Below are 25,441 nucleotides of genomic sequence, written 5' to 3' on the forward strand. Positions count from 1 at the left end.
GTTCCGGAGCCGCGCAACGGATCGCATTCGCAACTCTGAAAGACGCAACAGACCCGCGCGAACACGCAATGCCGGACGCTTGGCCTGCGCTGGAGGCCGCGCCGCGACCGCGGGGCTCGCCCGCCGCGGTGACGGCACGCCGGTGTTCGTCAAGGCATTCGGCGTCTCCGTGAAGGATGGTTCCGAAGACGACGCCGATCAGGCCTGACGCAGTTCCCGTGCCGGGTCGTCCGCGCCCTGCCACGGACCGATGGGTCCGTTGAGCAGGAAACAGCCGTTGGCTTCTGTGCGGGTGCCGTCCGGTTTCGGATGGGTGGCTGCGCCCAGGTAGAGCCCTGGTGACAGCCGGCGTATCTCGTCGACCAGGCCGGAGCGGCCGGGTCCGTTGTTGAAGGCGGTGTAGTCCATCAGCAGTGCCGGACGCCCGTCGATCAGCGACGTGCCGATGCGCGTGGTGAACCGGCCCGCTCGCGGGAATGCGTAGCCGTCGTCGGTGGCCGTGCGGAACACGTTGTAGCCCTCGTCGGCGGAGTACGCCTTCCCGATCCAGTACCCGTTCCGCGAACGTTCCTGGTACATGGATCGGACCAGCGCCTGCACCATGTCGTCGGCCAGTCCGTGAATCGGCAGGAATCCGGCGTATTCGCCGTCGAGTTCGCCCTGGTCCGGTGCCGGCGACGAGGTCCACATGCGGAACAGTTCGGATTGCGTGGTCGCCAGCAGTTGCTGCAGGCCCACCGCCGCGCACGGGTCGATACGCGTCGTCATCGGGGGCCTCCTTTCGTGGTGGGAAGTTTCGCGGTGGCTGTGCCGGAGACGAGGACCTCGTCGTGCTGGTTGGTCACCTGGAGGGTGACCTCCACGATCTGGCCGTGCCTGCGGGTGACGGCGCCGGAGCAGGTCATCGTGTCGCCGGGGAAGAGCTGGCGGCGGAACCGCACGCCGAACTTGCGGATGTTCGGCCTGCCGAGCCAGTCCGTGAGGTAGTGCGACAGCACCCCGGCGGTGAACATGCCGGGCCCGAAGACCGTGGGATAACCGGCGGCCCGTGCGTAGGCGTCGTCGTGATGGATGGGGTGAAAGGAGCCCGAGGAGCCTGCGTACCGCGCGAAGTGCGTGCGGTTCACCGTCTCCTCGACCCGCCACACCGGACCGGGCGCGCCCTCCCGCAGGTTCTCCAGGTCCAGCAACGCGATCTCGCGCTCGCGGATCGCGACGCGGCGGGCCTTGCCGGCGTCGTCGCGCAGCGGTTCGTCCACGATCCTGATCGAGCGCGGAATCTTGTACCGCACCAGCCGCTCGCCGAGGAAGCGCAGCAACTCCTCGGTGGTGACGTCGCCGTCGTTCTCGACGACCGCGTGCACGCGCTGACCGAGGTCGTCGTCGGGCAGCCCGACGACGACCGCGCTCGCGACCCGGGGGTGCTCGATCAGCGCGGCTTCGACCTCGGCCGGGTAGACGTTCGCGCCGCCGGAGACGATCATGTCGATGCGGCGGTCGCTGATGTAGAGGTAGCCGTCCTCGTCCAGCCGGCCCAGGTCGCCGACCGACATCCAGTCCTGCCGCCTGCGGATCTCGGCGCCCACCACCCGTGCCTTCTCCGGTGCACCGGCGACCGGCCGCATGTAGATCTCGCCGACCTCGCCGGGCGGCAGCTCGTTCCCGTCGGGGTCGAGGATTCTGACCTCCCCGCCGACCGGCCTGCCGACCGAACCTCGGTGCGCGAGCCATTCCGTCCCGCTGATCACGGCGCCGACAGGCGCCTCTCCTGCGCCATAGAGCTCCATCAGGTGGTCCGGGCCGATGATCTCGAGCCAGGCGTCCTTCACCCACGGTGGGCACGGGCCTGCGCTGTGCCACACCATGGCCAGGGACGAGAGGTCGAACCGTCCCGGCACGGCGTCTCGCGCGTGGAGCATGCGGGACATCATCGTCGGCACGAGGAACACCCACTGAACGCGGAACCGGGTGATCGCCTCGAGCGCCGCGGCGGCGTCGAACTTCGGCAGCACCACCACGTGCGCGCCGAGGAGAAGGCCCGACCACGCGAACTGGAACCCCGCACCGTGGTACATGGGTGTCGGGACGAGCACCACACCTGACTCGGGCACGCCCATGTGCGTGGCCATGACGGTGAGCAGCTGCGCGGCGTCCTGCGACGAGAAGCTGGACACGATGAGTTTCGGCCGTCCCGTGCTGCCGCCGGAGGTGGTGATCTGCCACGACGGGCTCACCAGATCGCGGTCGACCTGTTCGGCGGTGGGAGGTGGCGTGAAACCGGGTGGCAGGCAGGTCCGCCCTGGGTGCTCGTCCTCGGCGGCCCCCACCACGACCCTCGCGTCGGCCAGATCGACGACGGCCCGGCGTTCTGCGGCGGGAAAGCGGTGGGACAGGGGCAGGGGCACCGCGCCGAGCAGCCAGCACGCGAGCGCGGCGACGAAGAACTCGATGCCGTTGGGCAGAGCGACGGCGACGGTGTCCCCGGCCGTCACCCCGCGTTCCCGGTAGGCCTGCGCCATTTGTCGTGCCCGCTCGAGCAGCTCGCCTCGGGTGAGGTGGTGCCCGTCACACGTCACCGCGGGAGCCCCCGGGTCCTTCTCGGCGAGCTCGCGCAGGATCCGGGCGATGGTCGTCGAACCGGACATGGCTGTTCTCCCTTCCACGGGTTTCATGCGCGCGGACCGGGCTTGAGCACCCGAGTGCCCGCGCCCGAGCCGCCGTCGATCGGGTACACGCTGCCGGTGATGTAGGAGGCGTTGTCACCGGCCAGGAAGGCGACGAGGTGCGCGATGTCCTCCGGTTGGCCCACCCGGCCGACCGGGATCTTGGCGCCCATCCCGCCGGCCAGCTGTGCGACGGCCTCGTTGCTGGCGACGAAACCGGGACACACCGCGTTGACGCGGATGCCGTACGGCGCGAGGTCCAGCGCCGCGGACTTCGTCAGCCCCAGCACGCCGTGCTTGGACGCCGAGTAGGCCGAGGCCGCCCCGACCCCGCTGAGCCCGGCCGAGGAGGAGGTGATCACGATCGATCCGCCGCCCGCGTCCACCATCGCGCGCGCGGACGCCTGCAGGCCGAGGAAGACCCCGCGGAGGTTGACCGCCATCGTGCGGTCCCACTCCTCGATCGGGAAGTCGAGCACCCCGGCGGTGTAGCCCGTGCCCGCGTTGAGGTGTGCGATGTGGACGGCGCCGTAGCGCTCGGCCGCGGCGGCGACCATCGCGGTGTTGTCCTCCGGCACCGCGACGTCGGCACGCAGCCCGAACGCGTGACCGCCGGCGCGGGTGATCTCGTCGGCCACCGCCAGGGCGCCCTTCTCGTCGAGGTCGGCGCAGCACACACGTGCTCCGGCGGCGGCCAGCGCGATGGCCGACGCGGCACCGATGCCGGACGCCGCCCCGGTCACGATGGCGACCCTGTCGTTCAGTGCAGTCATCTGTGTTGTCCTGTTCTTCGAGGTCCCGCGACCGCCCCGGCGGCACGCAGGGCGTCCACTTCGCACTGGTCGAAGCCCCAGTCCCGCAACGCGGCATCGGTGTCGCGACCCGGGGCGGGCGCCGGACCGGAGATCGATCCGGGCGTACGGGAGAACCGCGGCGCGGGCGCCGGTTGCACCACGCCGGAGTGCTCGGTGAACGTGCCGCGCGTGACGTTGTGCTGGTGCTCGGGTGCTTCGTCGTAGTCGAGCACGGGCGCGAAGCAGATGTCCCGCTGGGCGAGCTCGACGTTCCACTCCTCGCGTGTCCGCGACCGGATCAGGTCCGCCAGCCGTTTGCGGATCACCGGCCACTGCCGTCGATCGTCGCGGTCGGGAAGGTCGTCGAGGCCGAGGCTGTCGACCAGCCCGGTGTAGAACTTCGGCTCCATGGCGCCGAGGGAGACGAACTTTCCGTCCGCGGTCTCGTACGTGTCGTAGAACGGCGCGCCGCCGTCGACGAGGTTCGACTCGCGCTCGTCGCGCCACAGTCCGGTCGCGCGCATCGAGTGGAGATGGGTCGCGAGCAGCGCCGTACCGTCGAGCATCGCTGCGTCGATGACCTGCCCCCGGTCGGAACGCGCACGCTCGAACAGGGCGCAGACGATGCCGAACGCGAGCAGCATCCCGCCGCCCCCGAAGTCGCCCACGAGGTTCAGCGGAGGTGGCGGCGGCGCGTTCTTCCTGCCGAGGTGCGCCAGCACCCCGGCGAGCGCGAGGTAGTTGATGTCGTGGCCGGCGAGGTGGGCGAGGGGACCGTCCTGGCCCCAGCCGGTCATGCGGGCGTAGACCAGCCGGGGGTTGCGTGACACGCACGCGTCCGGGCCGATGCCGAGGCGTTCGGCGACCCCGGGGCGAAACCCCTCGATCAGGACGTCGGCCTGTGTGGCCAGGCGCAGGACCGCCTCGACCGCCTCGGGGTTCTTCAGGTCGGCGGCCAGCGAACGCTTCCCCCGGTTCAGCAGGTCCTCGGGCACCGTGTCCGCGGATCCGGTGCTGGGCCGCTCGACCCGCAGCATTTCAGCGCCGGGCCGCTCGATCCGCAGCACTTCGGCGCCCATGTCCGCGAGCAGCATGGCGCCGAACGGGGCCGGGCCCACTCCCGCGATCTCGAGCACGCGTACGCCGTCCAGGGTGCCCGTCACGCCTCCTCCCGGCCCGGCAGCTCGGCCTTCACGTATCCCTGGACCAGCACCTCGCCCTGGGCGTCGATGACCTCGAGCCGAGCTTCGACGACGCCGTCGTGCTTGCCGGTGATGGTGCCGGCGCAGGCGATCGTGTCGCCAGGACGGAGCGGGCGCCGGAACCGCACGCTGAAGTGCCTCGTCCGCCCCACGCCGAGCCAGTCGGTCACGAACCGGGACAGCACTCCCGCGGTGAACATGCCCTGGCCGAAGACGGTCGGGTAGCCCGCGGCCCTGGCGACGTCCTCGTCGAGGTGGATGGGGTTGAAATCACCGGACGCCCCGGCATAACGGACGAAGTCCAGCACCTCGACTGCGTCGGGGACCTGCCAGCCAGCCGTTGTCGCTTCGGGTTCGGCGTCCTCGTAGTACAGCCGGCTCATGATTCGTCCTGTGTCCCGGCGCCCGAGGTCTCGATCAGGATCCCGCGCATCTTCAGCACGTCCTCACCGTGCTGGTTGGTGAAGATGGTCTCGGACTCGATGAACGTCATCGTCCCGCCGCGCGAGCCCTCCTTCTCGTACACGTCCACGATGGATCCCCGGGTCGTCAGCGTGTCGCCGGCGTGGATCTCGCCCAGGTACTCGAATTCCTGCTCGCCGTGCAGCAACCGGCTCATGTCCAGCCCGGCCGGCACCGGTTCATGCCCTTCGGCCTGCCAGTGCGCGGCCGTGACGCAGAACGTGAGCGGCACCGCCGGATCGGGGCCGAAGTAGACGGGGTTGTCGTCCAGGATGGACCTGGCGAACTCCATGATCTTGCCGCGCTCCACCGTCATGGTCATCGGAGGTGAGGTGGTGCCGATGATCGATCGGTCGATCATTTGTGGATCCTTTCCTTACGAACTGAGCAGGGTGCAGCCCGAGGTCCCCGGGATGCCGTAGACCTGGGCCAGGCCGACGCGTGGTGTGCCGGGCACCTGCCTGTCGCCGGCCGTGCCGCGCAGCTGGAGCACGAGCTCGTGGATCTGCCGCAGGCCCGACGCGCCGATCGGTTCGCCGTTGGCGATCAGCCCGCCGTCGGTGTTGACCGGCAGGCGGCCGCCGATGCGGGTTTCGCCCGCGCGGATCATGGCCTCCTGCGCGCCGTCGGCGCACAGGCCGGTTTCGGCCATCGCGATGATCTCGCTGCCGGGTTCGCTGTCCTGCAACTGCGCGATGTCCACGTCGCCCGGCTCGATGCCGGCCATCTCGTAGCAGTCGCGTGCGGCCGCCTCGGTCGGCGATTCGGCGCGCTCGGCGGGCAGCGAGGGGCTGAACACGTTGAAGGAGCCGAACTTCCTGGTGCGGACCGCCACGCCGCGCACGTACACGGGGTGGTCGGTGTAGCGGCGGGCCAGGTCGGCGCGGCAGAGCACGAGCGCGGCGCCGCCCTCGTCCGGAGAGCAGAACATGTACTGCGTGAACGGGTGGTTCAGCATGCGCGAGCCCAGGATCTCCTCTTCCGACAGCGCGGTCCGCCGCCACGCGTTCGGGTTGCGGGCTCCGTTCTCCCGGTTCTTCGCGGCGACCTTCGCCAGCACCTCCCGCGAGATCCCGTGGTCGTGCATGTACCGGGTGCAGCGCATGGCGAAGAACTGGGGCGTCTGCATCAGCCCGAGCCGGCCGTACCAGTCGCCGAGGCCGAGGAAGGCCGGGTCGAAGTCGAACGCGCCACGCGGGTGCTTGTCGAAACCGACCACGACGCCGAGGTCGTGGCGTCCCTGCCCGATCGCGTCGCAGGCCGCGACCAACGCGCTGGTCGCCGTGGCACACCCGTTGTGCACGTTGATGAACTGCACGCCGGTCAGCCCCAGGTGGGAGACCAGCGCGTCGGCCGCGCCGGACCGGAAGCTCCCGCCGTAGGCGAACTGGATGTCCGACCAGGACACACCCGCGTCCGCCAGCGCGGCCCGGACCGCCCGCGCGCCCATCTCCAGACCGGTGACACCCTCGTGCCGGCCGAACGGGAACAGGCCGACTCCCACGATCGCGATGTCACTCATCGGTTCTCCTCCACAGGGCGGAACGCGAACGTCGTGACCACGTCGCCGTCGTCGGCGTCTCCGCCGAGGGGGAACGGCACGAGGCACAGCTCCATCTCCGCGCCGATCCGCGGCTCTTCCCCCTCGTCGACCACCAGCCGGGTCTCGACGAGCACGCCGTCGGGCAGCTCGACGTAACCGAGCGCGAACGGCACGAAGGGGTCGCTGCCGGAGCCGGCGTAGGGCGGGGACTTCGGCCGGTAGGTCTGCGTCGTCCACGTCCACAGCCGGCCCCGCTCGGCGAGGTGCAGCGTGATCATGCCGTCTGAGCCGCAGCGTGGGCAGAGGTCCTGGGTGGGGAACGTGACGGCGCCGCAGCCGTCGCACCGGGCGCCGACGAGACGCGGCCGTCCCGACACCGAGGTGAACAGCCCGTCGGCGATCGCACTCATGCTTTCCCCTTTCGGATGGGTGCGGTCATCTCGCGTACGACCTCGTCCAGCCCCATCTCCTCGGAGAGCAGGCCGGTGGTCGTGCTCAACGGCAGGAGGGCCTCGTCCAGCGCGTCCGGCGTCCACGGCTCGTCGCGTGTCACGGTGTGCTGGAACGTGTAGCCACCGATCACGTCGACGCGGCGTCCGAACACGTGCCAGATGCCGCCGGTGAACGGCGACCGGGGTGAGGCGAGGTACGCGACGAGCGGGCTGATGTTCTCCGGTAGCCACGGGTCGAACCCGTTGTCCGCGGTGGTTTCGGTGAGCTCCCCCAGCCCGGGCGTCTGCTGGACGAGCCGGGTCCTGGCCATCGGGGCGATCGTGTTGACCCGGACGCCGTAACGTGCCAGTTCCTTCGCCGCGACCTGTGAGAACGCCACGATCGCGGCCTTGGCCGCCGCGTAGTTCGCCTGGCCGACATTGTTGAACAGGCCGGCGCCCGAGCTGGTGTTCACGATCGCGGCGACAACCTGCTCGCCCGCCTTGCTCCGCTCACGCCAGTGGTTCGCGGCGTGGCGGCTGACGCAGAAGGTCCCCTTGAGATGCACGTCGAGCACCGCGTCGAACTCGGCCTCGGACATGTTGACCAGCATCCGGTCGCGCAGGATCCCGGCGTTGTTGACCACGATGTCGAGCCGCGAGAAGGTGCCGACGGCCGTGGCCACCAGACGGCGCGCGCCGTCCCAGCCGGCCACGCTGTCGGCGTTGGCGACCGCCCGGCCGCCCCGGGCGACGATCTCGTCCACGACCTGCTGGGCGACCGACCGGTCGCGCCCGTCGCCGTCCGTGGCCGTGCCGGCATCGTTGACGACCACACGCGCACCGAGGGCCGCCAGTTGAAGCGCGTGCGCCCGTCCGAGACCGCGACCGGCCCCGGTCACGATCGCCACCTGCCCGTCCAAATCCATTCCGCCACCTTTCGAGGTCATGCGCGTTCCGTGCCTACGATGGACACGAAGCTCACGCAGCGGCCCGGCTGCCCGCCGAGGTTGTGGGTGAGCGCGAGCGTGCGATCGCCCGGGATCCGCCGTTCGGGTGGCGCTTCACCGCGAAGCTGGAGCCAGCACTCGAACAGCATGCGCAAGCCGGACGCGCCGATGGGATGCCCGAAGCTCTTCAGCCCGCCGTCCGGGTTCACGGGCAGGTCACCGTCGAGGTCGAACGTGCCATTGAGCACGTCCCGCCACGCCTGGCCGCGCTCGGCGAAACCGAGGTCCTCCATCAGGATCAACTCGGTGGGTGTGAAGCAGTCGTGCACCTCGGCCATCGCCAACTCCGCTCGTGGCTCGGTCACGCCGGCCTGGCGGTAGGCGTCGGCCGCGGACTGGGCCGCCTCCGGCAGGGTCGCGAAGTCGTAGCCCGGATCGCGCAGCCCGGAACCGTTGCCGGCGACCAGGGAGAGCGCCTTCACGAACAGGGGCCGGTCGGTGTAGCGGTAGGCGTCCTCGGCGCGTACGAGCACTGCGGCCGCGGCGCCGTCGGAGACTCCGGAACAATCGAGCACGCCCAACTGCCCGGCTACGATGGGAGACGCGGTGATGGCGTCCCTCGAGATCTCCTTGCGGTACTGGGCGAGCGGGTTCCGTGCGCCGTTGCGGTGGTTCTTCCAGGCGATGCGCGTCAGTACCTCCCTCAGCTGCTCGGCGCTCAGGCCGTGTTTCGCGCGGTAGGCCGGGGCCAGCAGGCTGAACATCGCGGGGGCGCTCAGCTCCACGTCGGTGCCGTCACCGTCCGGGCTGGGGATGGCCAGCCCGGAGAAACCGCTGTCTTTCAGCTTCTCCACCCCGACCGCCATGACGACGTCGTAGGCGCCGGAGGCGACGGCATAGCAGGCGTTGCGGAACGCTTCGGAGCCGGTGGCGCAGAAGTTCTCCACGCGCGTGACCGGCTTGCCGCTCAACCCCAATGGCTCCGCCAGCGTGATCCCGCTGAAGCCCGAGCTCATGGTGCCCAGCCAGTACGCGTCGACGCTTTCCCGGTCGGTGCCGCTGCTCTTCCACGCCTGGCCGACGGCCTCCTCCAGCAGCTCCGGCACGCCCTTGTCCCAGTGCTCGGCGAACCGGGTGCACCCCATGCCGACGATGGCCACCTTGTCCTTGATTCCGGTACTCGGCATGTCATGACTCCGTCACCAGGCGCTCGGGACGCGCCTTCCAGAAGTAGTTGTGGATCCCGTTCACCGTGTAGAGCCTGCGAAAGGTCATCTCGACGCGGTCGCCGACGGACACCGCGTCCGGGTGGACGTCGGTCAGCTCGGTCACCCGCCGTTCGCCGCCGTCGAGGTCGACGACGGCGACGATCGTCGGCGGGCTGGGGGAGTGGGCGAGGTGGTCGGTCGTGTACGTCGCGACCGTTCCGTGCACCGTGGACATTCGGCGGCGTGGCTCGCTGCCGGTGGCGAGCTCGAACTTCCAGTGCCGATGTCGGTACGCGGGCGGCCCCGCGGGCAGGGCCGGGTCGGGACGGCGCGGTGGCTCACGCGTCACGAACCCCCGCCAGCTGAGGAACTTCTCGTAGGTGACGTCCTGTCCGGGCGAGTCGAGCTGCGTGCGCAGACTCAGGGCAGGGCGCATCGCCGTGATCGCCGATGTCGTCCGGAACACCAGGACGTCGACACCGTCGGCCAGCGACACGAGGGCGAAGACCTGCCCCGGCTCGGCCTGTTCCAACGCGGAGACGAGGAGTAACTGGCCGTGGGCCGCGCCGCAGTGGCCTGTCCTCGCGGTCAGCTCGCCGTCCCCGTCCCCGTCCCTGTTCGCGCTCAGCGTCTTGCGGACGCTCGCGACCGCGCGGGCGTGTGCTCCGGAGACGAGCGGCCGGACCTCGTCGTGACTCACGCCGGCGCGCGCCAGCGCGGCGTCGACGACCTCGCCGACCACGCCGAGGTAGGCGCTTTCGCCGAACCGGTCCTCCCAGGCGTGGCTGGTGGTCTCCCCGGCGAGTCGCCACCGGTCCATGAGCTCCACCGTGGTCGACGCGGAACCGAGGAACTCGGCGACCACCCCGTCGCCGTCACCGACGACGACCGCCGCCGACGCGTCGCCGCCGAACCGTTCGTCGTCGCTGCCCGGTCGCCCGTTCCGCATGTCGGCGGCGACGACCAGGGTCGGCGGGCCGCCCTGCAGCGCCGTGAGCAGCGACCCGACCCCGGACCGCAACGCGCCACCGCTGTCGACCGCGGTCACGGCCGGGGGCAGGCCCAGCGCGGCGTGCACGGCACTGGCGTTGTTCTTGTCGACGTAGGCGGGCGCGGTGGTGGCGAACAGGAGCCGTTCGATCTCCTGGTGGTCGCGGCCGTGCAGCGCCAGCCTGCCGGCTTCGACCCCCAACGTCGTGGTGTCCTCGTCATAGGAGGCGACGGCGCGGGTGGCGCCGCTTGCCCACTGAATACGATGCAACGGGATATATGCCGCCACCGAAAGGATGCCTCGCACGGGATATGCCCACCCTTCTGCAAGAGCGAAAGATGCAGCCCGGATCGCTGACAGCCGGGCTAAATGCAAGGATAGGTTTACATACGATCCGTGCTCATGCAAGACTTCGTTTACATCAAGAGCTCTATTGGGAGGTCCGCTGTGGACAGTGAGCCGGCGGCTGACGCGAGGCCGCGCCGACGGGCGGAGGAGATCCTGTCCCGCGCGGCCGGCCTGTTCCGGCAGAACGGTTACCACGGTGTCGGCGTCGACGACATCGCCAGGTCCGTGGGTGTCACCGGAGGGGCGATCTATCGGCACTACCGCAGCAAGGAACAGCTCCTCGTGGCGATGATCGACCGGGTCGTCGACAGGCTCGCGGGACTGCTCGAGACAGTGCGGCGGGAGGATCGGGAGCCGCGGCTGCGGCAGCTCGCCGAGGTGACGGTCGGCCTCTGCCTGACGGATCGGGACCTGATGTCGGCCTACCAGCGCGAGATGCGGTCACTGCCCGCCGCTCAGCGCGACCGTGTGCGCGACCAGCAGCGAGAGCTGGCCACGGTGTGGGCGCGGGCGCTGAAGGCCGAAGTGCCCGGGCTGGCCGCGCCGGAGACCCGCTACCGTACGGCGGCGTTGATCGGCCTGGCGCTCACGCCGCTTTCCCACGACGCCGGCCTGCCGGAACCGGAGTACCGCACGATGATCGTGAACCTGGTCCTCGCGGCCGGCCAGGTGCCGGTGCCGGCCTACCCGCGAAGCCGAGGACGCGCGCCGACCGAACCGGACACCTCGCGGCGGCGCGACCGCATTCTGCACGAGGCGATCCGCCTCGCCAGAGCGCACGGATATCCCGCGGTCACCGTCGAGAGCATTGGCGCGGCAGCCGGGATCGACGGGTCCACGGTGTACCGGCACTACCGGGACAAGGAGGACATCTTCCTCACCGCCTACGAGTTGGCCGGCCGCCAGCTGCTGTCCACCCTGGACGACGACGCCTCCGTCCATGAGTTGGTCGCCCGCTACATTGACCACACGCTGCGCCACGGCGACCTTGTCGCGATCTGGCTGACCGAGAGCAACCACTTCACCGGCGCACGCAGCCGGGACGCCCGGGCGCTGCAGGCCGCCTACACCGAACGGTTGGTCCGCGCCCTGCGCGACCTCCGCCCCGAACTGGACAACGAGCACGCGGAGGTGATTGTGAGAGCGGTGTTCCTCTTGGTCAACGGCGCGGTTTCCCTCGGCCCCGCGACACGGTTTTCCGAGCAGCGCATGCGCGCGTTGCTCCAGAGCATGGCCGCGGCCTGCCTGGAGGTGCCGGCGTGAGCTCCCGGATCGGGATCGAGGACCGGTTGGCCATCATGGAGACGATCAACCGCTACGCCCTCACCTTCGACGAGTCCGATGTGGACGGCTTCGTCGACGTGTTCACCTCCGACGGTGTCTTCGAGGCGTTCCTCGCCGGCGACGAGGAGCCGCTGATGACGTTGCGGGGCGCGGCGGACCTGCGTGGCTTCGTCGAACGCGGGGTGCCGGGTGGCGGGATCGCCGTGCACCATGTCTCGGGAGTCGTGTTCGACGTTCTGGACCGCGAGGAGCCGCGCACCCGGGCAACCGTCATCGTCACCAAGCAGTTGGGGAAAGGCCCGGTGGTGGTCACCCACGGCTGGTACCACGACCGCTGGCACGAGACGGACCGCGGCTGGCGCATCGCGCACCGCCGGTACATCTCGGCCGGCTATCCCCCTGCTCCCCGCGCGTCGAGGGAGGGCTGACGGTCATGCTTGCGTAATCGGGGCACCCGTACGGCCCATGGCGCGGCAGGCGGCGCCACGTACGGCGGCGGCATCCTCAGCGCAGGCCGATGGCGCTCTCCCAGAACCAGTTCCAGCGGATCTCGTCGCGGAAGCGGACCACGCCCGCCTCGTACAGGACGCCGATCGCGCCGTTGCCGATGAGCACCATGTCCGAGTAGCCGCCATAGTCCTTGTCGATTTGCAGGCCCGCGTTGTTGACCTTGCCGTCCCAGTTTTGCCAGGTCGCGCCCTCGTCGAAGGACGAGCGGACGTTCATTCCCTTCGGGTTGTTGGCGGCGGTCTTGGGGGTGGCGGGTGCGGACAGCAGGATGCGGCTGTAGGGGCCGCCGTCCCAGCGCTGGCGCAGCAGCGCGGGGTGGGTCGGCGTGGCGATGATGTCGGAGTTGACGCGGAAGTCGCCGGCGAAGGTCAGGCCCCCGTCCGTGCTCACCGCCTGGGCCATGCCGTGGACGGAGGTCGGGTCGTCGACCTGGCCGTTGCGGGCGATCACGAGGACGCTGCCATCGGTCCGCTCCACCAAGGTCTGCTCGCCGAGTTTCAGCACGGACTGGTCGTAGGTGGCGGTCGCGCCGGTCTTCCAGGTCGTGCCGTGGTCGTCGCTGTAGATGAGCCGTACGCTCTGCCGGGTGCCGACGGTGAAGTACACGGGCACCAGCAACCGTCCCGTGTGGGCGCCCCGGGTCAGCTCGATCCCGTGCCCGGGACCGGTGGCGAACCAGTCGCCGGCTCCCGCCGGGGCCTTGATGACGTTCGACAGGTCCTTCGGATCCGACCAGTGCGCCCCGTCATCGGTGCTGACCTGGACCTTCGGGGTGCGCGGGCGGTGCTGTTCCGTGGTGGGCTCGGACGTGCTGAACAGGAACACGGGCCCGGTGGAGTCGGCGACGACCGTCGCGTCCCCCTGGAGGATCGCTCCCGTGGTGCTGCGCAGGACCGTGGTGCTGGCGTCCCATTCGCGGCCGTGATCGGTGGAGCGCCGCATCACGATGTCGAACGGGCCGTGGTCGTCGCAGTTTCTCATGATGCGCTTCTCGGCGAAGGCGAGCAGCACGTTGTTCTTGGTCTTCACCACGGCGGGGAGCCGGTAACAGGTCTTCGTCGCCCCGCTCCCGTACGACGCCCACAAGACCTGCTTGTGGAAGTCGCCCGTCGGGGCCTGCGCGGCGGCGGCGGGGGAGGCGGTGACCGCCATCACCATCAGTGCCGCTGCCGCGGCGTTCAATGTTCGGAACAGACGCATGAATTCCTCTTAGAACGGTGGAGGGCGCACGGCACGGGTCCGTTGACGGCTGCGCTCCTGAGAGGTCTGCCGTGCGAGATCGCGGCCAGTATCCCTCAGCGCCGTGGGGGAGGTGTTGCCCGTGAGTCCACACTTCCTTGACGCTGCGTTGACAGTGCCGGGGGCGCCCGGCCGGGCGGCGCCGTTGACCCGGTTCCGGACGAGCCGTCGCGTCGCAAGATCGGCCGCCACCAATCGTGGGTACAGAGACGATCATGGCGATTGCAACGCAGGCCGAGAAGCGCAAAGCCCTGACGATCCGCTCGGCCCTGCGGGGCCGGCGGCCTCGGGTTGTAGAGGCTGGGGCAAGAATCTGTGCACTTCTGGCCAACACCCCCCGCTGATCTTTTGGCAGAGTGTTGGCCGGTCCACCGCCGGGTGGCGGCATGAGGCGTCAGCTGTCCGCGCCTCTGCGGCAAGTAGCGGTGGTCGACCCGGCCACCAGGGTGCTGACGCGCAAGACCTCCAAGTCGAACGGATGTGGAAATGACCTCTCACACACCCTTAACTCGCAGAGACATCCTGAAGCTCGGCGCCGGAGTCGCCGCGACCGCCGCCCTGGCAACCGCAGAACCCGCGGCCGCCGCCGAGGGAGGCCGGTTCGACCTGACCGCCCCCTCCACCTCGCTGATCTGGAAGAAGGCCCTGTACGACCAGACCGTCCTGCAGTCGTTCGCCATCGACAACAGCAACGAGCACATCTACACCGTCCAGGTGAAGAACGGCGGCGGCTCGAACGCCGCAGGGGATCTGTGCCTGACCAAGCTCAGCCTGACCGGGACGATTCTCGGCCACATGTACCTCATGGGCTTCGGCCACGGCGTCCAGATCGGGGTCGAGCCGTCAGGGACCTCGGCCTACCTGTGGACGGAGACCGACGCGGTGAGCGAGGACGGGAGCGCCCGGGGCAGCAGGCTGGCCAGGTTCAGGTTCGTCGACGGCCAGACGCTGACATCGTCGTCGGCGGCGCTCACCAAGTACACGCCGGTTGCCGGCGCGACCAACACCACGTGCGCGATCGATCCCTCGACCAACCGGCTGATCATGCGATATTCGGACGGGAGCACGTTCCGGTACGCAGTGTTCCCGCTGGAGGCGCTCAAGGCGGGCACGGCGGAGAAGCTGTACGACGTGGCCCAGCCGACCGGCTTGGGCACCTTCCAGGGGTACGCGGGCTATGGCGACTTCGTCTACATGCTGACCGGCAACGCCTACAGCGACACGAACCCCGCTCCTGGCAACACCTACGTCACCTGCCTCGACCTGCGCACGGGAGAGCAGGTCCAGCGCGCGCACAGCGTGGCCGGCAAGTCTCTGGACTTCCGCGAGCCGGAGGGCATGGGCATCCAGATCGTCTCCGGCGCCCCTCGACTGTGCCTCGGTCTGGCCTCGGGCGCTGAGAAAGCGCGCCTGGCCAGCATCTTCTACAAGTCCGTGCTCATCTGAGCCGGCCGAGGAATTGAGTGAAGCCCGCCCATCGATACAACGCCGCAAGCCGGAGCCGGTCGGCGGGCCTCCATCGCCCTGATCATGCGGCAAAGTGCCAGCTACAGCATGAAACCGTATTTCCGGGCTGGGGTTCTGCCGGGGGTGGAGCTCATGGTGCGGCTTCTTCGGGGTGCAGGAGCAGGACGCTGCCGTCGCCGTTCGCGGCGATGATCAGCGAGCCGTCCGCCGTGGCCGCGATCCCGGCGAACGGCCGCGGCATTCCGGGCAGGCCGGGCGGGATGAACAGGCCGGGTTCCGGGCCGGTCAGGCCGGCCGCGGACGCGACCGGAAGCGAGTCGGCTTCGACCTGCACGTCGCCGGTGGCGACGTCGATGGCGAGCAGGCGGCGGTGAGCGGTCTCGACGACGTACACGATGCCGTCGTGGACGGCGATGCCCTGCGGGGCGCCGAGCCCGTCGGCGAGCGCCACGGGTACGCCGTGCTCGACGCGGTACACCGCGGCGAGCCGCTCGTCGCTGACGTAGCAGCGCTGGTCGGCGTCGACGGCGACGTCGACCGGGCGGCCGAGGCTCTCGGCCAGCACGCTGACCTGGTCGTCAGGGTCGATGGCGACGATGCGGCCGGCGCCGGATTCGGCGACCAGCAGGGTGCCGTCGGCGCGCACGGCGATGCCCAGCGGCCGGTTCAGGCCGTCGGCCCGGGTGCGTACCGTGCCGGAGCGGCGGTCGTAGGTGCGTACGTGCCCGTACTGGGAGGTGGCGTGCAGCAGGTCGCCGTCGGCGGCGACGCCGTGCACGAAGGTCAGCAGCTCGGTGGTGGTGACGTCTTCGTCCGGCCGGTCGGCGGGCCGGGCGAGGCGGTAGTGGTCGGCCACGTGGACGCCGCCGCCGAGATCGATGGTCACCCCGAAGGGGCCGCCGAGGCCGCGGGGCACGATCTGGCGGGTACGCCCGTCGCCCGCGAGCTCGGCGACGCCGCCATGCGCGTAGCTGGAGACGAACATCCGGTTGTCGGCGTCGAAGGCGGCGTTGTCCAGGGCGTTGAGCTCGCTGACGATTTCCGACCGGTCGCCGGTGCCGGCCAGGTCGACGCGCGTGACGATCCCGCTCGCCCCGCGGGCGAGGACCAGCAGGGCGCCGGCGCGGTCGAAGCGCACGGCGACCGGATCGGGGACGTCCGCGGCCACCAACTCAGGCTCGCCGCCGTCGAGCGGGATGCGGAACACCTCGCCGGTGAGCATGTGCGGGTAGTAGAGCCGCCCGTCCGGGCCGAGCTGCATCGCGTTGCCCATGGCGAGGCCCGCCGTGAGCACCGTGGGTTCGTCGCCGGCCGGGGACAGCTCCAGCAGGCGCCCATCCGGGATCATCTCGTTGGCGAACACCCGGGTGCCGACGCAGGCGATGCCGTTGGGCGCGGTGATCTCGCCGGTGACAAGCGTGAAGTCCCCGGCCGGGCCCCGTCGCCACACCCGGCCCGGGACCAGGTCGGTCACGTACATCGCGCCGTCGCTGTCGAAGGCGAGGTCGTCGGGGGAGTGCAGCGGCCCGTCCGGTGGCACGACCACCTCGACGTCGCCGGTGGCCAGGTCGACGGCGCTGATCTGACCGGCGAGGAACTGGGCCACGTACAGACGCCCGTCGGGTCCGAAGGCCATGCCGTTCGACCCCCACAGCGGACTCGCCCGGACCAGCACCTCGGCCTTGCGGCGGTTCATCGGTCGCCCGCCAGGATCTCGTCCATGCCGCCCTCGGTACGCCAGCGGCGCAGCAGGTCGTGGAAGGCGACCGGACCGGGCCCGTACGTCTGGCTGACCCGGCGGAGCTTGCCCTCGTTGTTGTAGTAGCCGGGCGTGCACTCGGCCTGGAACCGGCTGTTGTCCGGCGCCAGCTCCCGGATGGTGGCGACCCACGCGTCCTCGGCGTCCCTGGTCGGCTCGACCACACCGAGGCCACGCCGGCGGGCCTCGGCGACCACGGCGCCGATGTGGGTGGCCTGCTCCTGCAGGATGTGTACGAAGTTGACCGCGGAGGCGTTCTGCAGCGGGCCCAGGTGGAACAGGTTCGGGAAGCCGTGGCCGTAGAAGCCGTGCAGCGTGCGGGGGCCCTGCCGCCAGGTGCCGAGCAGGGGCGCGCCGTCCCGGCCGTACACCGGCAGGGCGCCGGAGAGGATGCCGGAGACGCCGACCTCGAAGCCGGTGGCGAAGACGACGCAGTCGACCTCGTACTCGTGCTCGCCGACCACGACCGCCGACTCCGTCATCGCGGTGATGCCGCCGTGGTCGGCGGTGTCGACCAGGGTGACGTTGGGCCGGTTGAACGTCTGCAGGTAGTGGTCGCTGAAGGTGGGCCGCTTGCACATGTAGCGGTACCAGGGCTTGAGCAGCTCCGCGGTGGCCGGGTCGTCGACGATCTCGTCGACGCGGGCGCGGATCTGGTTCATCTTCTGGAAGTCGGCGATCTCGTCGAGGTATCCGCGTTGCTCGGGTGACAGGTCGGTGTCGACGGTGCCGGCCATCAGATTGCGTTGCAGCCGAGCGGTGCTGGTCCAGCCGTCGTTGATCAGGTCCTGTTCGGCGGGTCCGCCGGTGACGACGGTGAGGAAGTTCTCCATCCGTTCCCGCTGCCAGCCGGGCTTGAGCGAGGCGGCCCAGGCCGGGTCGGTGGGGCGGTTGTCGCGCACGTCGACCGACGAGGGGGTGCGCTGGAAGACGTACAGGTGCTGCGAGTCGCGCCCCAGGTGCGGGATGACCTGGATCCCGGTGGCGCCGGTGCCCACGACCGCGACCCGCTTGCCGCCGAGCTTGTGCAGGCCGCCGCTCTGGTCGCCGCCGGTGTAGCCGTAGTCCCAGCGGCTGGTGTGGAAGGTGTGCCCGCTGAACGTCTCGATGCCGGGGATGCCGGGCAGCTTCGGCTGGGTCAGGGTGCCGGCGGACATGACGACGTAGCGGGCACGGAAGTCGTCGCCGCGGTCGGTGCGCACCTGCCACTCGGCCGCGGCGTCGTCCCAGCGCAGCTCCGTGACGCGGGTGTGGAACAGCGTGTCGCGGTACAGGTCGTGGAGTTCGGCGATCGCGACGGCGTGCCGGCGGATCTCCTCGCCGGGCGCGTACCGCATGGTGGGCAGGTAGCCGACCTCTTCGAGCAGCGGCAGGTAGACCGATGATTCGATGTCGCAGTGGATGCCCGGGTAGCGGTTCCAGTACCAGGTGCCACCGAAGTCGCCGGCCTCGTCGAGCATCCGGAGGTCCGCCACGCCGGCCTCGCGGAGCCTGGCGCCGGTGAGCAGCCCGCCGAAGCCGCCGCCCACCACCAGCGCCTCGACCTTGTCGCGGACCGGTTCCCGCTCGGCGCGTTCGGTGTACGGGTCGGCGGCGTAGTAGCCGAACTCGCCGCGGGCGCCCTGGTACTGGGCGTTGCCGTCGGGCCGCAACCGGCGGTCGCGTTCGTGGCGGTACCTGGCGCGTAGCACGTCCGGGTCGAAGCCCAGGTCCGCGACTGTGAGGCGGGCGGGCGGGGTCGGAGAGTGTTCCATGGATGCCCTTCGGATTCGGGAGATCAGGTGGGGAGCGGGTGAGGCCCAGCTCGGCGGCGTGCTCAAAGGCGTTCTTGCTGCGATTGGCGGTGGCGCTCTTGGCCAGGGGCGGTCTCGCTGATGTTGCGGGGCGAAGTCCGCGTCGAAGCGCCGGCGCTCCTCCACCGCCGTACGAATGAGCGAGCGGCCGGTGGCGAGTCGGTCCCGCTTGGCGCGTCGTCCAGCCGCATGCCGATCATTTTGGCGGTTGCCGGCGGACGCGGGCGCTCATGTACGCGGCGAACTCGGCCAGGCTGATCAGTGTGTCCGACCAGTACGCGAACTTGTCAGCAGGTCAGCACTGGTCGGCCGGATCGGCGTCCGTCCACCGGCACGATCGCGCCATCGATGAACGAGGCCGCGTCGGCGATCAGGCAGATCTTGTTGTCGAAAGCGCTCAACGTCCTCTCCTGTCTGGAGCGAGTGCCACAACCGGACAACGCTGTCCGGTAACAATGTAGCCCGTCTGACTGATCATTGTCGAATGCGGGGCATGCTGATGTTGAAAATGCGGACACTGTTGTCCGGTTGGTGGTGTGAGAGTCGTGTCCGGGGCACGGGGCGCCCCAACACGCTCCGGCTCCTTTTGTCGCTGATCACCGATGCGTGCGATCCGGAGCACCCAGCCCACGCCTACATCAAGCGCCACCAAACGGACGGGGCCGCCTACTTCGCAGAAATCCCTGCGCCGACAGCAGGCCGATGGACTGGCCCATCCCGACATCGATCCGGAGCCGTTCGGCAGGCAAATGATCGCAGTCTGGGGCGGACTGCAGCCGCTCAACTCTGACCATATGTACGGCCTCGTTGCGGGGCCCTTGACGGCACGACCCCGATCGCCGCATCCCGCCGAGCCGGTGTATCGATGCCACCGGCCATACGCCTCAAGCGTGGCGTGTCAAAGGAGCCAGTTGTCCGGCTGCTGAAGGGGCACCACGGCCGGCAAAGGGGTGGCTGCCTCGGGAGCCAGGGCGTCGAGGATGAGTGAGAGGTAGCGCCGCCAGCCGTCGCTGTGGGGGTCCATGGTCCACAGCAGTCCCACGAGCATGACCATGATGCGGGGCATGTCGTCGGGCACGAGGTCGGCGCGGATGAGGCCGGCCTGCTGTGCGCGGCTGGCCAGCAGGGTGAGTGACTCGAAGGAACGGGTCCCGGCTTCGCGGGTGATGGCGCCGGAGTCCCTCGCGGCGGCCACGGTGTTGTGTTCGCGGGCCGCCACGGACAGCGTCGCCTCAAGCGCGGTGACCAGGCCACGCTTGGGGTCGTCGTCGCTCATGGCCTGCTCGATGGCGGGCGCGATGTCCTCGGTGAAGCTCTGGTCGAGAGCGTTCCGGGCGAGCACCGCCTTGTCGGGGAAGCGGCGGTAAAGAGTGGCGATGCCTACCCCCGCGCGGCGGGCGATCTCTTCGAGGGGTGCGTCAGGCCCTTGTTCGGCCCAGACCTGCCGGGCGGCTCGCAGCAACTTCTCGCTGTTGCGTATGGCGTCGGCACGCAGCGGCCGTGAGCTGTCGGTGGTCACCCGACAAGGATAGCAAGCGATAGTTGGCTATCGATTGTTGTTGACTTCCCGTGGCGCGGCAAGTAATAGTTGGCTATTACTTAACGGCCGCCGTCTCGGCGGGGCTTCCCGTGATGACAGACCTGCAGCGGGTGTGGCTCAACGAAGGAGAGTCAGATGAAGGTGGCAGTCGAGGCCGACAGATGTGTGGCCGCCGGGCAGTGCGTGCTGATCGCGCCCGAGGTGTTCGACCAGCGTGACGAGGACGGCATCGTGGTGCTGCTGGACGAGACGCCCGCGCCGGAGGTGCACGGCGCGGTCCGCGAGTCGGCCGGGGTCTGTCCCGCGGCCGCCATCCATCTGGCCGAGTCGTGAACCGGATAGTGATCGTCGGCGGGTCCGCGGGCGGGCTGGCCACCGCGGAGGCGCTGCGCAGGGCCGGGTACGGGGGAGCGATCACGCTCGTCGGCCAGGAGCCGCAGCTGCCCTACGACCGACCGCCCCTGTCGAAGCAGGTCTTGACCGGCGAGTGGGAGCCGGACCGGCTCGCCCTGCGCGGCAAGGCGGAGATGGACGCGCTGGGCCTGGAACTGCTTCTGGGCGTGCCCGCGATCGGGCTGGACCTGAGCGGCGGGAGCGTGGCGCTGGCCGATGGCGCCGAAGTGCCCTACGACGCTCTGGTCATCGCGACCGGCGTGCGTCCCCGGCAGCTGCCGGGCAGCGAGGTCGTGGCGGGCGTGCACACGCTGCGCACTATGGACGACGCCATAGCGCTGAAGGCGCGGCTGCTTCCGGGGCGGCGGCTGGTGATCGTCGGTGCCGGGTTCGTGGGCGCCGAAGTCGCCGCCGTCGCCGGCGGGCTGGGTGTGCAGGTGACGCTGCTGGAGGCGGGCCCGCTTCCGCTGGCGCAGGCCATCGGCGAGCAGGCCGGACATGTGCTGGCCCAGACCCACCGCGACCATGGCGTCGAGCTGCGCACACACGCCGCCGTCGCCGAGATCGTCAGCGCGGGCGGGGCGGTCACGGGGGTACGGCTGGCCGACGAGACGGTCCTGCCGGCGGACGACGTGCTGGTGGCCATCGGCTCGGTGCCGAACACCGAATGGCTGCACGGCAGCGGGCTGACCCTGGGCGACGGGCTGGTGTGTGACGAGTTCAGCGCGGCCGCCCCCGGCGTGTACGGGGTCGGGGATGTGGCCCGCTGGCACAACCCGTTGTTCGGCACGGCGATGCGCGTCGAGCACCGCACCAATGCGGCCGAGCAGGGCCTGGCCGTCGCCCACAATCTGCTCCACCCGCAGGCGCGGCGGCCGTTCGCGCCGGTGCCGTACTTCTGGTCCGACCAGTACGGCATGAAAATCCAGGCCTACGGTCACCTGCGCGACCACGACGAAGCACTCGTCCTGGACGGCGACGTCTCGCAACGGCCTCTCCTGATCGCCTACCGCACCGGCGACCGGCTGGCCGGAGTGCTCGCCGCCGGCCTTTCACCCAAGATCCTGCGCGCCTGGCGCGCCCTCATCGCGGCCCGGACCCCATGGGCCGGCGCCGTCGCCGGCACGACAGCCGCGTAACCCGCACCCTGGCGTCGCCCACGCCGGCGCGACAGGCGCGCAACTCGCACTGTGGCGTCGCCGACCCGCACACGACAGCCGCGTAACTCGCACCCTGGCGTCGCCGACCCGCACACGACAGACACCCTTCTGGAGTTTTGCATGAGCATCACGACCGACACCCACGACAACGCCGGCCTTCCGGTCTTCCCCGGCCTACGCTCCCAGCGCTGCCCCCTGGACCCGCCCGCCGAATACGCCGACTGGCGCCAGGCCGACGGCCTGCAGCAAGTGCGGATGTGGAACGGCCACACCGCTTGGGTGGTCACCCGGTACGAAGATGTCCGCACGGTCTTGGGCGACCCGCGACTCAGCGCCGACGCCCAGCGCTATCCGTCCGTGCTCCCGCACACGCAGGTCCCGGCGTTCCCGCGGATGGACGACCCCGACCATGCCCGGCTGCGCCGCATGCTCACCGCCGACTTCACGGTCAAGCGCGTGGAGGCGATGCGTCCGCAGATCCACGAGCTGGCCGAGCGGTTCCTCGACGAGATGATCGGCAAGGGGCAGCCGGCGGACCTGGTTCGCGAATACGCGCTGCCTCTCCCATCTTTGGTGATCTCGCTCCTGCTCGGAGTGCCGTACGACGACCACGAGTTCTTCCAGCGGCACAGCGCCACCATGAACCACGCCGACGCCTCGCCGCAGGACAAGGCGCAGGCCGGCGGGGCGCTGTTCGGCTACCTGCTCGGCCTGGTGGAGCAGAAGGAACGCGAGCCGGGAGACGACCTCATCAGCCGCCTGCTCAGCGAGCGGGTCGCCACGGGCGAGCTCAGCCGCGAAGAAGCCGCCATGAACGGCATGATCCTGCTGTTCGCCGGGCACGAGACCACGGCCAACATGATCGGCCTGGGCACGCTGGCGCTGCTGCGGAATCCGGATCAGGCCGCCCGGATCCGCGACACCGACGACCCCGCCGTGGTGGCCAACGCCGTCGAGGAACTGCTGCGCTACCTTTCCATCGCCCAGGACATGATCGTACGGGTGGCCACCGAGGACCTCACCATCGGCGGGCACCTCGTCCGGGCCGGCGAAGCGGTGACCGTCAACCTGCCCGCCGCCAACCGGGACACGGCGTTCCTCGACCGGCCCGACACCGTGGACCTCGGCCGCAACACCCGCGGGCATCTGGCCTTCGGCTACGGCATCCACCAGTGCCTCGGGCAGAACCTGGCCCGCGTGGAACTGCAGGTCGCGCTGCCCGCCCTGCTGCGCAGGCTGCCGGGGCTGCGCCTGGCCGTGCCGTTGGAGGAGGTGAAGTTCCGGCACGACATGTCCGCCTACGGCGTCCACGAACTGCCGGTCGCCTGGTGACCACCCCGCTACCGGCAGGAAGCCAGAACCGATGGACGCACTGAACGGCAAGGCCGTCGTCGTGACGGACGCGAGCACAGTCCTGGGACGAGCCATCGCCATCCGGGCTGCGGAAGCAGGAGGCGGAGTCATGGCGAACAGGCTCGCGCCCGGCGCCGCCGCGCACGTCGAAGAGGCCGGCGGAACGCTGGTCACCGCTGATGAAGATGTCACGACGACGCCCGGGGCGGAACGGCTCATTCAGGCGGCCGTGGATCGCCTGGGCGGCGTGGATCTGCTGGTGAACACCTCCCGCCCCATTCGCGATGTGCCCTTGGCCGGCATGCTGGAGGAGGACTGGGACGCCGTCGTCAACGGCCACCTTCGCGCGCTCTTCACCTGCAGCAGAGCGGCGACCGCGCTCATGTGCGAGAAGAGGGCCGGCCGCATCGTCAACGTGGCCTCCGAAGAGGGCCTCCAGGGGGCCGGCGGGCAGGCGAATTTCGTGGCGGCGCAGGCCGGCATCGCCGGATTCACCCGCGTGGTCTGCCGAGACGTCGGCAGGTACGGGGTCACGGTCAACCTGATCGTGACGCCTCGGCACCCGCAACCCGCGGACGAGGAGACGTCCGCGACACTGGCGGTATACCTCGGTGGCGACAAGGCGGCCGACATCAACGGCCGGCACTTCCAGATCCAGGGCCGGACCATCTCCGTCCTGACGCACCCCGTTCCGGGGGATGCGCTCTTCCACCCGGGGATGTGGCCGTCGCAGGAGTTGTCGCAACTGATGCCGACGCTGGCAAGAGCGTGACCGCGGAGCGGCGATCCAGAAGGAGCGAATCGAATGGGCGACCTGCTCAAAGGAAAAGTGGCCGCGGTGACCGGTGCCGGACGTGGCATCGGACGGTCGGTCGCGATAGGGCTGGCCGGCGAAGGCGCAAGTGTCGTCGTTAATGACCTCGGAGTCGACCCCGAGGGCGCGGGAATGGATGACGGTCCCGCCATTCAGGTTGTCCAGGAAATCCTGGGGCGGGGCGGGACCGCGGTACCGGACACCGGCAACATCGCCACGATGAACGGGGGACAAGCGCTTGTGAAGACGGCCGTGGACAACTTCGGCCGCCTCGACATCCTCGTCAACGTCGCGGGCATCTTCCGCCACAACCTGATTTTCGACATGCCGGACAAGGATTGGGATGCCGTCCTCGACGTGCATCTGAAAGGGCATTTCGCCTGCATCCAAGCGGCGCTTCCCTCAATGCGAGAGCAGGGGTTCGGCCGGATCGTCAATTTCTCATCCGGGGTGGCGACGCATGGGCGCGCCGCGGCGGCCAACTACGGCGCGGCCAAAGGCGCCATCATCGGTCTCACCCGAGCCCTCGCCCGGGAGACGGCGGAGTACGGCATCACGTCCAACGCCATAGCGCCTGCCGCCGAGACGCGGGTGACCCTCGGCTACGGTCGCCGCGTCAACGAAATGCGCGACAAGTCCGGGGCCGAGCAGACCGGCGGCAAAGCCCACTCCTTGCCCGACCCGGAATTCATCGTGCCGGCCATCACCTACCTTTGCACGGACGAAGCGGCCCGGATCAACGGTGAGGTGTTCCACCTGACGGGCGGCCTCGTACAACGCGCCTTCCCGGAACGGCCCTACCGTTCCATCACCAAGGGGGACGCCTGGACATCGGCTGACCTGGAGAAGGCGCTTCAGCCCGGCCTGCTCTTCGACATACAGAACCCGGCGCCCGCCACCGTTCAGGAAGCGGTGCGGCCCACTTAGAAACGCGGGCGTCAAAAGTGTCCGGGGCCGGTTGACGACTGCAGCCACCATCCCACTGGGAGAACCCTGTGAGAACTCGGCACCTACGAGCACCGGCTGCTGGTCGGGTGGAGCCGGGCCGGCTGGTTCGTCACCGGCTTCGTCGCGGAAGGCTTCAACGACGCCGGCGGACAGCCGGTACGCGAAGCGGCTGCGCAAGGCCGGCGCACTGGCCGAGCACCACGTCGTCCCACGAGCCGACCACGCATACGACATGAACGACGCCGACAAGGCCCGCCAAACCTACGCCCTGATCGCCCGTCACCTCAGAAGGGCCACACAACCCTCGGCTCCTGCGATGGAGTGACCCCTGCACCACGACACGTCTGCGGCAAGCCGTCAACCAGGCGATACGGCCTCCATGCCAACCATCCACCGCTTTCGGTATCACTCCCGAACCACGTCGAGCTGAACCTGCGACCGCCGCGAACGCAGCGCTCACCGCTCTGCTCATGCCCTTCGGCGTGACGCACCAGGGTGGAAGCGTCCACTTCTGTCGGCGTCAGGCCTCGGCTTCCTCCTGGGAGCGCCCATCAGCCTCAGCGGCGCGTGCGCTCGTGTTCCGCAGTTT

At 69.8% G+C, this 25,441-nt stretch carries 24 protein-coding genes; 9 read left to right on the forward strand and 15 right to left on the reverse strand.

From position 1 onward, the window contains the following. On the forward strand, positions 1-208 hold a 208-nt coding region (locus tag ABZS69_RS35315), incomplete at its 5' end, for a hypothetical protein (protein WP_355379733.1). Here ABZS69_RS35315 and ABZS69_RS35320 read toward each other — a convergent pair. From ABZS69_RS35320 to ABZS69_RS35370, 11 genes are read right to left on the reverse strand one after another with little or no spacing between them, the layout of a single operon-like run. Further along, a complete protein-coding gene (locus ABZS69_RS35320; protein WP_355379734.1) occupies positions 199-768 on the reverse strand; it encodes a hypothetical protein in 570 nt (189 codons plus the stop codon). The genes ABZS69_RS35315 and ABZS69_RS35320 overlap by 10 nt on opposite strands. Beyond that, positions 765-2,645 carry an AMP-binding protein gene (locus ABZS69_RS35325; protein ID WP_355379735.1) on the reverse strand — a complete coding sequence of 627 codons (1,881 nt, stop codon included), beginning with the start codon at positions 2,643-2,645 and terminating at the stop codon, positions 765-767. The genes ABZS69_RS35320 and ABZS69_RS35325 overlap by 4 nt, the downstream gene beginning before the upstream one ends. Positions 2,646-2,668: 23 nt before the next feature. Continuing rightward, positions 2,669-3,436: an SDR family NAD(P)-dependent oxidoreductase gene (locus tag ABZS69_RS35330; RefSeq protein ID WP_355379736.1), complete on the reverse strand. Its 768-nt coding sequence runs from the start codon at positions 3,434-3,436 to the stop codon at positions 2,669-2,671. Beyond that, on the reverse strand, positions 3,433-4,620 hold the full coding sequence (locus ABZS69_RS35335; protein WP_355379737.1) for a CaiB/BaiF CoA-transferase family protein: 1,188 nt from the start codon (positions 4,618-4,620) through the stop codon (positions 3,433-3,435). The genes ABZS69_RS35330 and ABZS69_RS35335 overlap by 4 nt, the downstream gene beginning before the upstream one ends. Next, positions 4,617-5,042, reverse strand: coding sequence for a MaoC/PaaZ C-terminal domain-containing protein (locus tag ABZS69_RS35340; protein ID WP_355379738.1), 426 nt, complete (start codon positions 5,040-5,042; stop codon positions 4,617-4,619). The genes ABZS69_RS35335 and ABZS69_RS35340 overlap by 4 nt, the downstream gene beginning before the upstream one ends. Further along, the gene (locus ABZS69_RS35345; RefSeq protein ID WP_355379739.1) at positions 5,039-5,482 is read right to left on the reverse strand and encodes a MaoC family dehydratase N-terminal domain-containing protein; all 444 of its coding nucleotides are present in this window, start codon (positions 5,480-5,482) and stop codon (positions 5,039-5,041) included. The genes ABZS69_RS35340 and ABZS69_RS35345 overlap by 4 nt, the downstream gene beginning before the upstream one ends. Positions 5,483-5,497: 15 nt before the next feature. After that, positions 5,498-6,643: a thiolase family protein gene (locus ABZS69_RS35350; RefSeq protein WP_355379740.1), complete on the reverse strand. Its 1,146-nt coding sequence runs from the start codon at positions 6,641-6,643 to the stop codon at positions 5,498-5,500. Continuing rightward, entirely contained in the window at positions 6,640-7,074 is a 435-nt protein-coding gene (locus tag ABZS69_RS35355; RefSeq protein ID WP_355379741.1) for an OB-fold domain-containing protein, read from the reverse strand. The genes ABZS69_RS35350 and ABZS69_RS35355 overlap by 4 nt, the downstream gene beginning before the upstream one ends. Next, positions 7,071-8,024 carry an SDR family oxidoreductase gene (locus tag ABZS69_RS35360; protein WP_355379742.1) on the reverse strand — a complete coding sequence of 318 codons (954 nt, stop codon included), beginning with the start codon at positions 8,022-8,024 and terminating at the stop codon, positions 7,071-7,073. The genes ABZS69_RS35355 and ABZS69_RS35360 overlap by 4 nt, the downstream gene beginning before the upstream one ends. Positions 8,025-8,041: 17 nt before the next feature. Continuing rightward, the gene (locus ABZS69_RS35365) at positions 8,042-9,232 is read right to left on the reverse strand and encodes an acetyl-CoA acetyltransferase (RefSeq protein WP_355379743.1); all 1,191 of its coding nucleotides are present in this window, start codon (positions 9,230-9,232) and stop codon (positions 8,042-8,044) included. Between the two features lies 1 nt (position 9,233). Continuing rightward, a complete protein-coding gene (locus ABZS69_RS35370) occupies positions 9,234-10,550 on the reverse strand; it encodes an OB-fold domain-containing protein (protein ID WP_355379745.1) in 1,317 nt (438 codons plus the stop codon). A gap of 141 nt (positions 10,551-10,691) precedes the next feature. On the opposite strand from ABZS69_RS35370, the gene ABZS69_RS35375 reads away from it, so the two are divergent. Beyond that, complete coding sequence (locus ABZS69_RS35375) at positions 10,692-11,855, forward strand: TetR family transcriptional regulator (protein WP_355379746.1); 1,164 nt, start codon at positions 10,692-10,694, stop codon at positions 11,853-11,855. Further along, a complete protein-coding gene (locus ABZS69_RS35380; RefSeq protein WP_355379747.1) occupies positions 11,852-12,304 on the forward strand; it encodes a nuclear transport factor 2 family protein in 453 nt (150 codons plus the stop codon). Before ABZS69_RS35375 ends, ABZS69_RS35380 begins: the two co-directional genes overlap by 4 nt. Before the next feature lie 76 nt (positions 12,305-12,380). Here the strand turns inward: ABZS69_RS35380 and ABZS69_RS35385 are convergent, their stop codons facing one another. After that, on the reverse strand, positions 12,381-13,586 hold the full coding sequence (locus ABZS69_RS35385; RefSeq protein WP_355379748.1) for a sialidase family protein: 1,206 nt from the start codon (positions 13,584-13,586) through the stop codon (positions 12,381-12,383). A 525-nt stretch (positions 13,587-14,111) separates the two neighbouring features. Here ABZS69_RS35385 and ABZS69_RS35390 point away from each other — a divergent pair. Then, on the forward strand, positions 14,112-15,071 hold the full coding sequence (locus tag ABZS69_RS35390) for a teichoic acid biosynthesis protein C (protein WP_355379749.1): 960 nt from the start codon (positions 14,112-14,114) through the stop codon (positions 15,069-15,071). Positions 15,072-15,222: 151 nt separating this feature from the next. Here ABZS69_RS35390 and ABZS69_RS35395 read toward each other — a convergent pair whose 3' ends face one another. The 3 genes from ABZS69_RS35395 to ABZS69_RS35405 form a co-directional block, all read right to left on the reverse strand. Continuing rightward, entirely contained in the window at positions 15,223-16,788 is a 1,566-nt protein-coding gene (locus ABZS69_RS35395; protein ID WP_355379750.1) for a PQQ-binding-like beta-propeller repeat protein, read from the reverse strand. Continuing rightward, positions 16,785-18,605, reverse strand: coding sequence for an NAD(P)/FAD-dependent oxidoreductase (locus tag ABZS69_RS35400; protein ID WP_355379751.1), 1,821 nt, complete (start codon positions 18,603-18,605; stop codon positions 16,785-16,787). Before ABZS69_RS35400 ends, ABZS69_RS35395 begins: the two co-directional genes overlap by 4 nt. 937 nt (positions 18,606-19,542) lie before the next feature. Further along, positions 19,543-20,163 (reverse strand): helix-turn-helix domain-containing protein, encoded by a 621-nt coding sequence (locus tag ABZS69_RS35405; RefSeq protein ID WP_355379753.1) that lies wholly within the window; start codon positions 20,161-20,163, stop codon positions 19,543-19,545. A 156-nt stretch (positions 20,164-20,319) separates the two neighbouring features. Here ABZS69_RS35405 and ABZS69_RS35410 point away from each other — a divergent pair, with 156 nt between their 5' ends. The 5 genes from ABZS69_RS35410 to ABZS69_RS35430 all read left to right on the forward strand — a co-directional run bounded on the left by ABZS69_RS35410 (position 20,320) and on the right by ABZS69_RS35430 (position 24,831). Then, positions 20,320-20,517 carry a ferredoxin gene (locus ABZS69_RS35410; protein WP_355379754.1) on the forward strand — a complete coding sequence of 66 codons (198 nt, stop codon included), beginning with the start codon at positions 20,320-20,322 and terminating at the stop codon, positions 20,515-20,517. After that, complete coding sequence (locus ABZS69_RS35415; RefSeq protein WP_355379755.1) at positions 20,514-21,716, forward strand: FAD-dependent oxidoreductase; 1,203 nt, start codon at positions 20,514-20,516, stop codon at positions 21,714-21,716. Before ABZS69_RS35410 ends, ABZS69_RS35415 begins: the two co-directional genes overlap by 4 nt. A gap of 141 nt (positions 21,717-21,857) precedes the next feature. Further along, positions 21,858-23,069, forward strand: a complete 1,212-nt coding sequence (locus tag ABZS69_RS35420; protein ID WP_355379756.1) for a cytochrome P450 — start codon at positions 21,858-21,860, stop codon at positions 23,067-23,069. Between the two features lie 31 nt (positions 23,070-23,100). Then, positions 23,101-23,862, forward strand: coding sequence for an SDR family NAD(P)-dependent oxidoreductase (locus tag ABZS69_RS35425; RefSeq protein WP_355379757.1), 762 nt, complete (start codon positions 23,101-23,103; stop codon positions 23,860-23,862). Positions 23,863-23,895: 33 nt separating this feature from the next. Next, positions 23,896-24,831 carry an SDR family NAD(P)-dependent oxidoreductase gene (locus ABZS69_RS35430; RefSeq protein ID WP_355379758.1) on the forward strand — a complete coding sequence of 312 codons (936 nt, stop codon included), beginning with the start codon at positions 23,896-23,898 and terminating at the stop codon, positions 24,829-24,831. Positions 24,832-25,441: the final 610 nt, after the last annotated feature.

This window comes from Nonomuraea sp. NPDC005650 (genome assembly GCF_040605375.1).
GTDB lineage: Bacteria > Actinomycetota > Actinomycetes > Streptosporangiales > Streptosporangiaceae > Nonomuraea.

Coding starts and splice junctions, on each gene's coding strand:
- ABZS69_RS35320 (WP_355379734.1), bottom strand. CDS start 768: ATGACGACGCGTATCGACCCGTGCGCGGCGGTGGGCCTGCAGCAACTG.
- ABZS69_RS35325 (WP_355379735.1), bottom strand. CDS start 2,645: ATGTCCGGTTCGACGACCATCGCCCGGATCCTGCGCGAGCTCGCCGAG.
- ABZS69_RS35330 (WP_355379736.1), bottom strand. CDS start 3,436: ATGACTGCACTGAACGACAGGGTCGCCATCGTGACCGGGGCGGCGTCC.
- ABZS69_RS35340 (WP_355379738.1), bottom strand. CDS start 5,042: ATGAGCCGGCTGTACTACGAGGACGCCGAACCCGAAGCGACAACGGCT.
- ABZS69_RS35345 (WP_355379739.1), bottom strand. CDS start 5,482: ATGATCGACCGATCGATCATCGGCACCACCTCACCTCCGATGACCATG.
- ABZS69_RS35350 (WP_355379740.1), bottom strand. CDS start 6,643: ATGAGTGACATCGCGATCGTGGGAGTCGGCCTGTTCCCGTTCGGCCGG.
- ABZS69_RS35355 (WP_355379741.1), bottom strand. CDS start 7,074: ATGAGTGCGATCGCCGACGGGCTGTTCACCTCGGTGTCGGGACGGCCG.
- ABZS69_RS35360 (WP_355379742.1), bottom strand. CDS start 8,024: ATGGATTTGGACGGGCAGGTGGCGATCGTGACCGGGGCCGGTCGCGGT.
- ABZS69_RS35365 (WP_355379743.1), bottom strand. CDS start 9,232: ATGCCGAGTACCGGAATCAAGGACAAGGTGGCCATCGTCGGCATGGGG.
- ABZS69_RS35385 (WP_355379748.1), bottom strand. CDS start 13,586: ATGCGTCTGTTCCGAACATTGAACGCCGCGGCAGCGGCACTGATGGTG.
- ABZS69_RS35390 (WP_355379749.1), top strand. CDS start 14,112: ATGACCTCTCACACACCCTTAACTCGCAGAGACATCCTGAAGCTCGGC.
- ABZS69_RS35395 (WP_355379750.1), bottom strand. CDS start 16,788: ATGAACCGCCGCAAGGCCGAGGTGCTGGTCCGGGCGAGTCCGCTGTGG.
- ABZS69_RS35400 (WP_355379751.1), bottom strand. CDS start 18,605: ATGGAACACTCTCCGACCCCGCCCGCCCGCCTCACAGTCGCGGACCTG.
- ABZS69_RS35410 (WP_355379754.1), top strand. CDS start 20,320: ATGAAGGTGGCAGTCGAGGCCGACAGATGTGTGGCCGCCGGGCAGTGC.
- ABZS69_RS35420 (WP_355379756.1), top strand. CDS start 21,858: ATGAGCATCACGACCGACACCCACGACAACGCCGGCCTTCCGGTCTTC.
- ABZS69_RS35425 (WP_355379757.1), top strand. CDS start 23,101: ATGGACGCACTGAACGGCAAGGCCGTCGTCGTGACGGACGCGAGCACA.
- ABZS69_RS35430 (WP_355379758.1), top strand. CDS start 23,896: ATGGGCGACCTGCTCAAAGGAAAAGTGGCCGCGGTGACCGGTGCCGGA.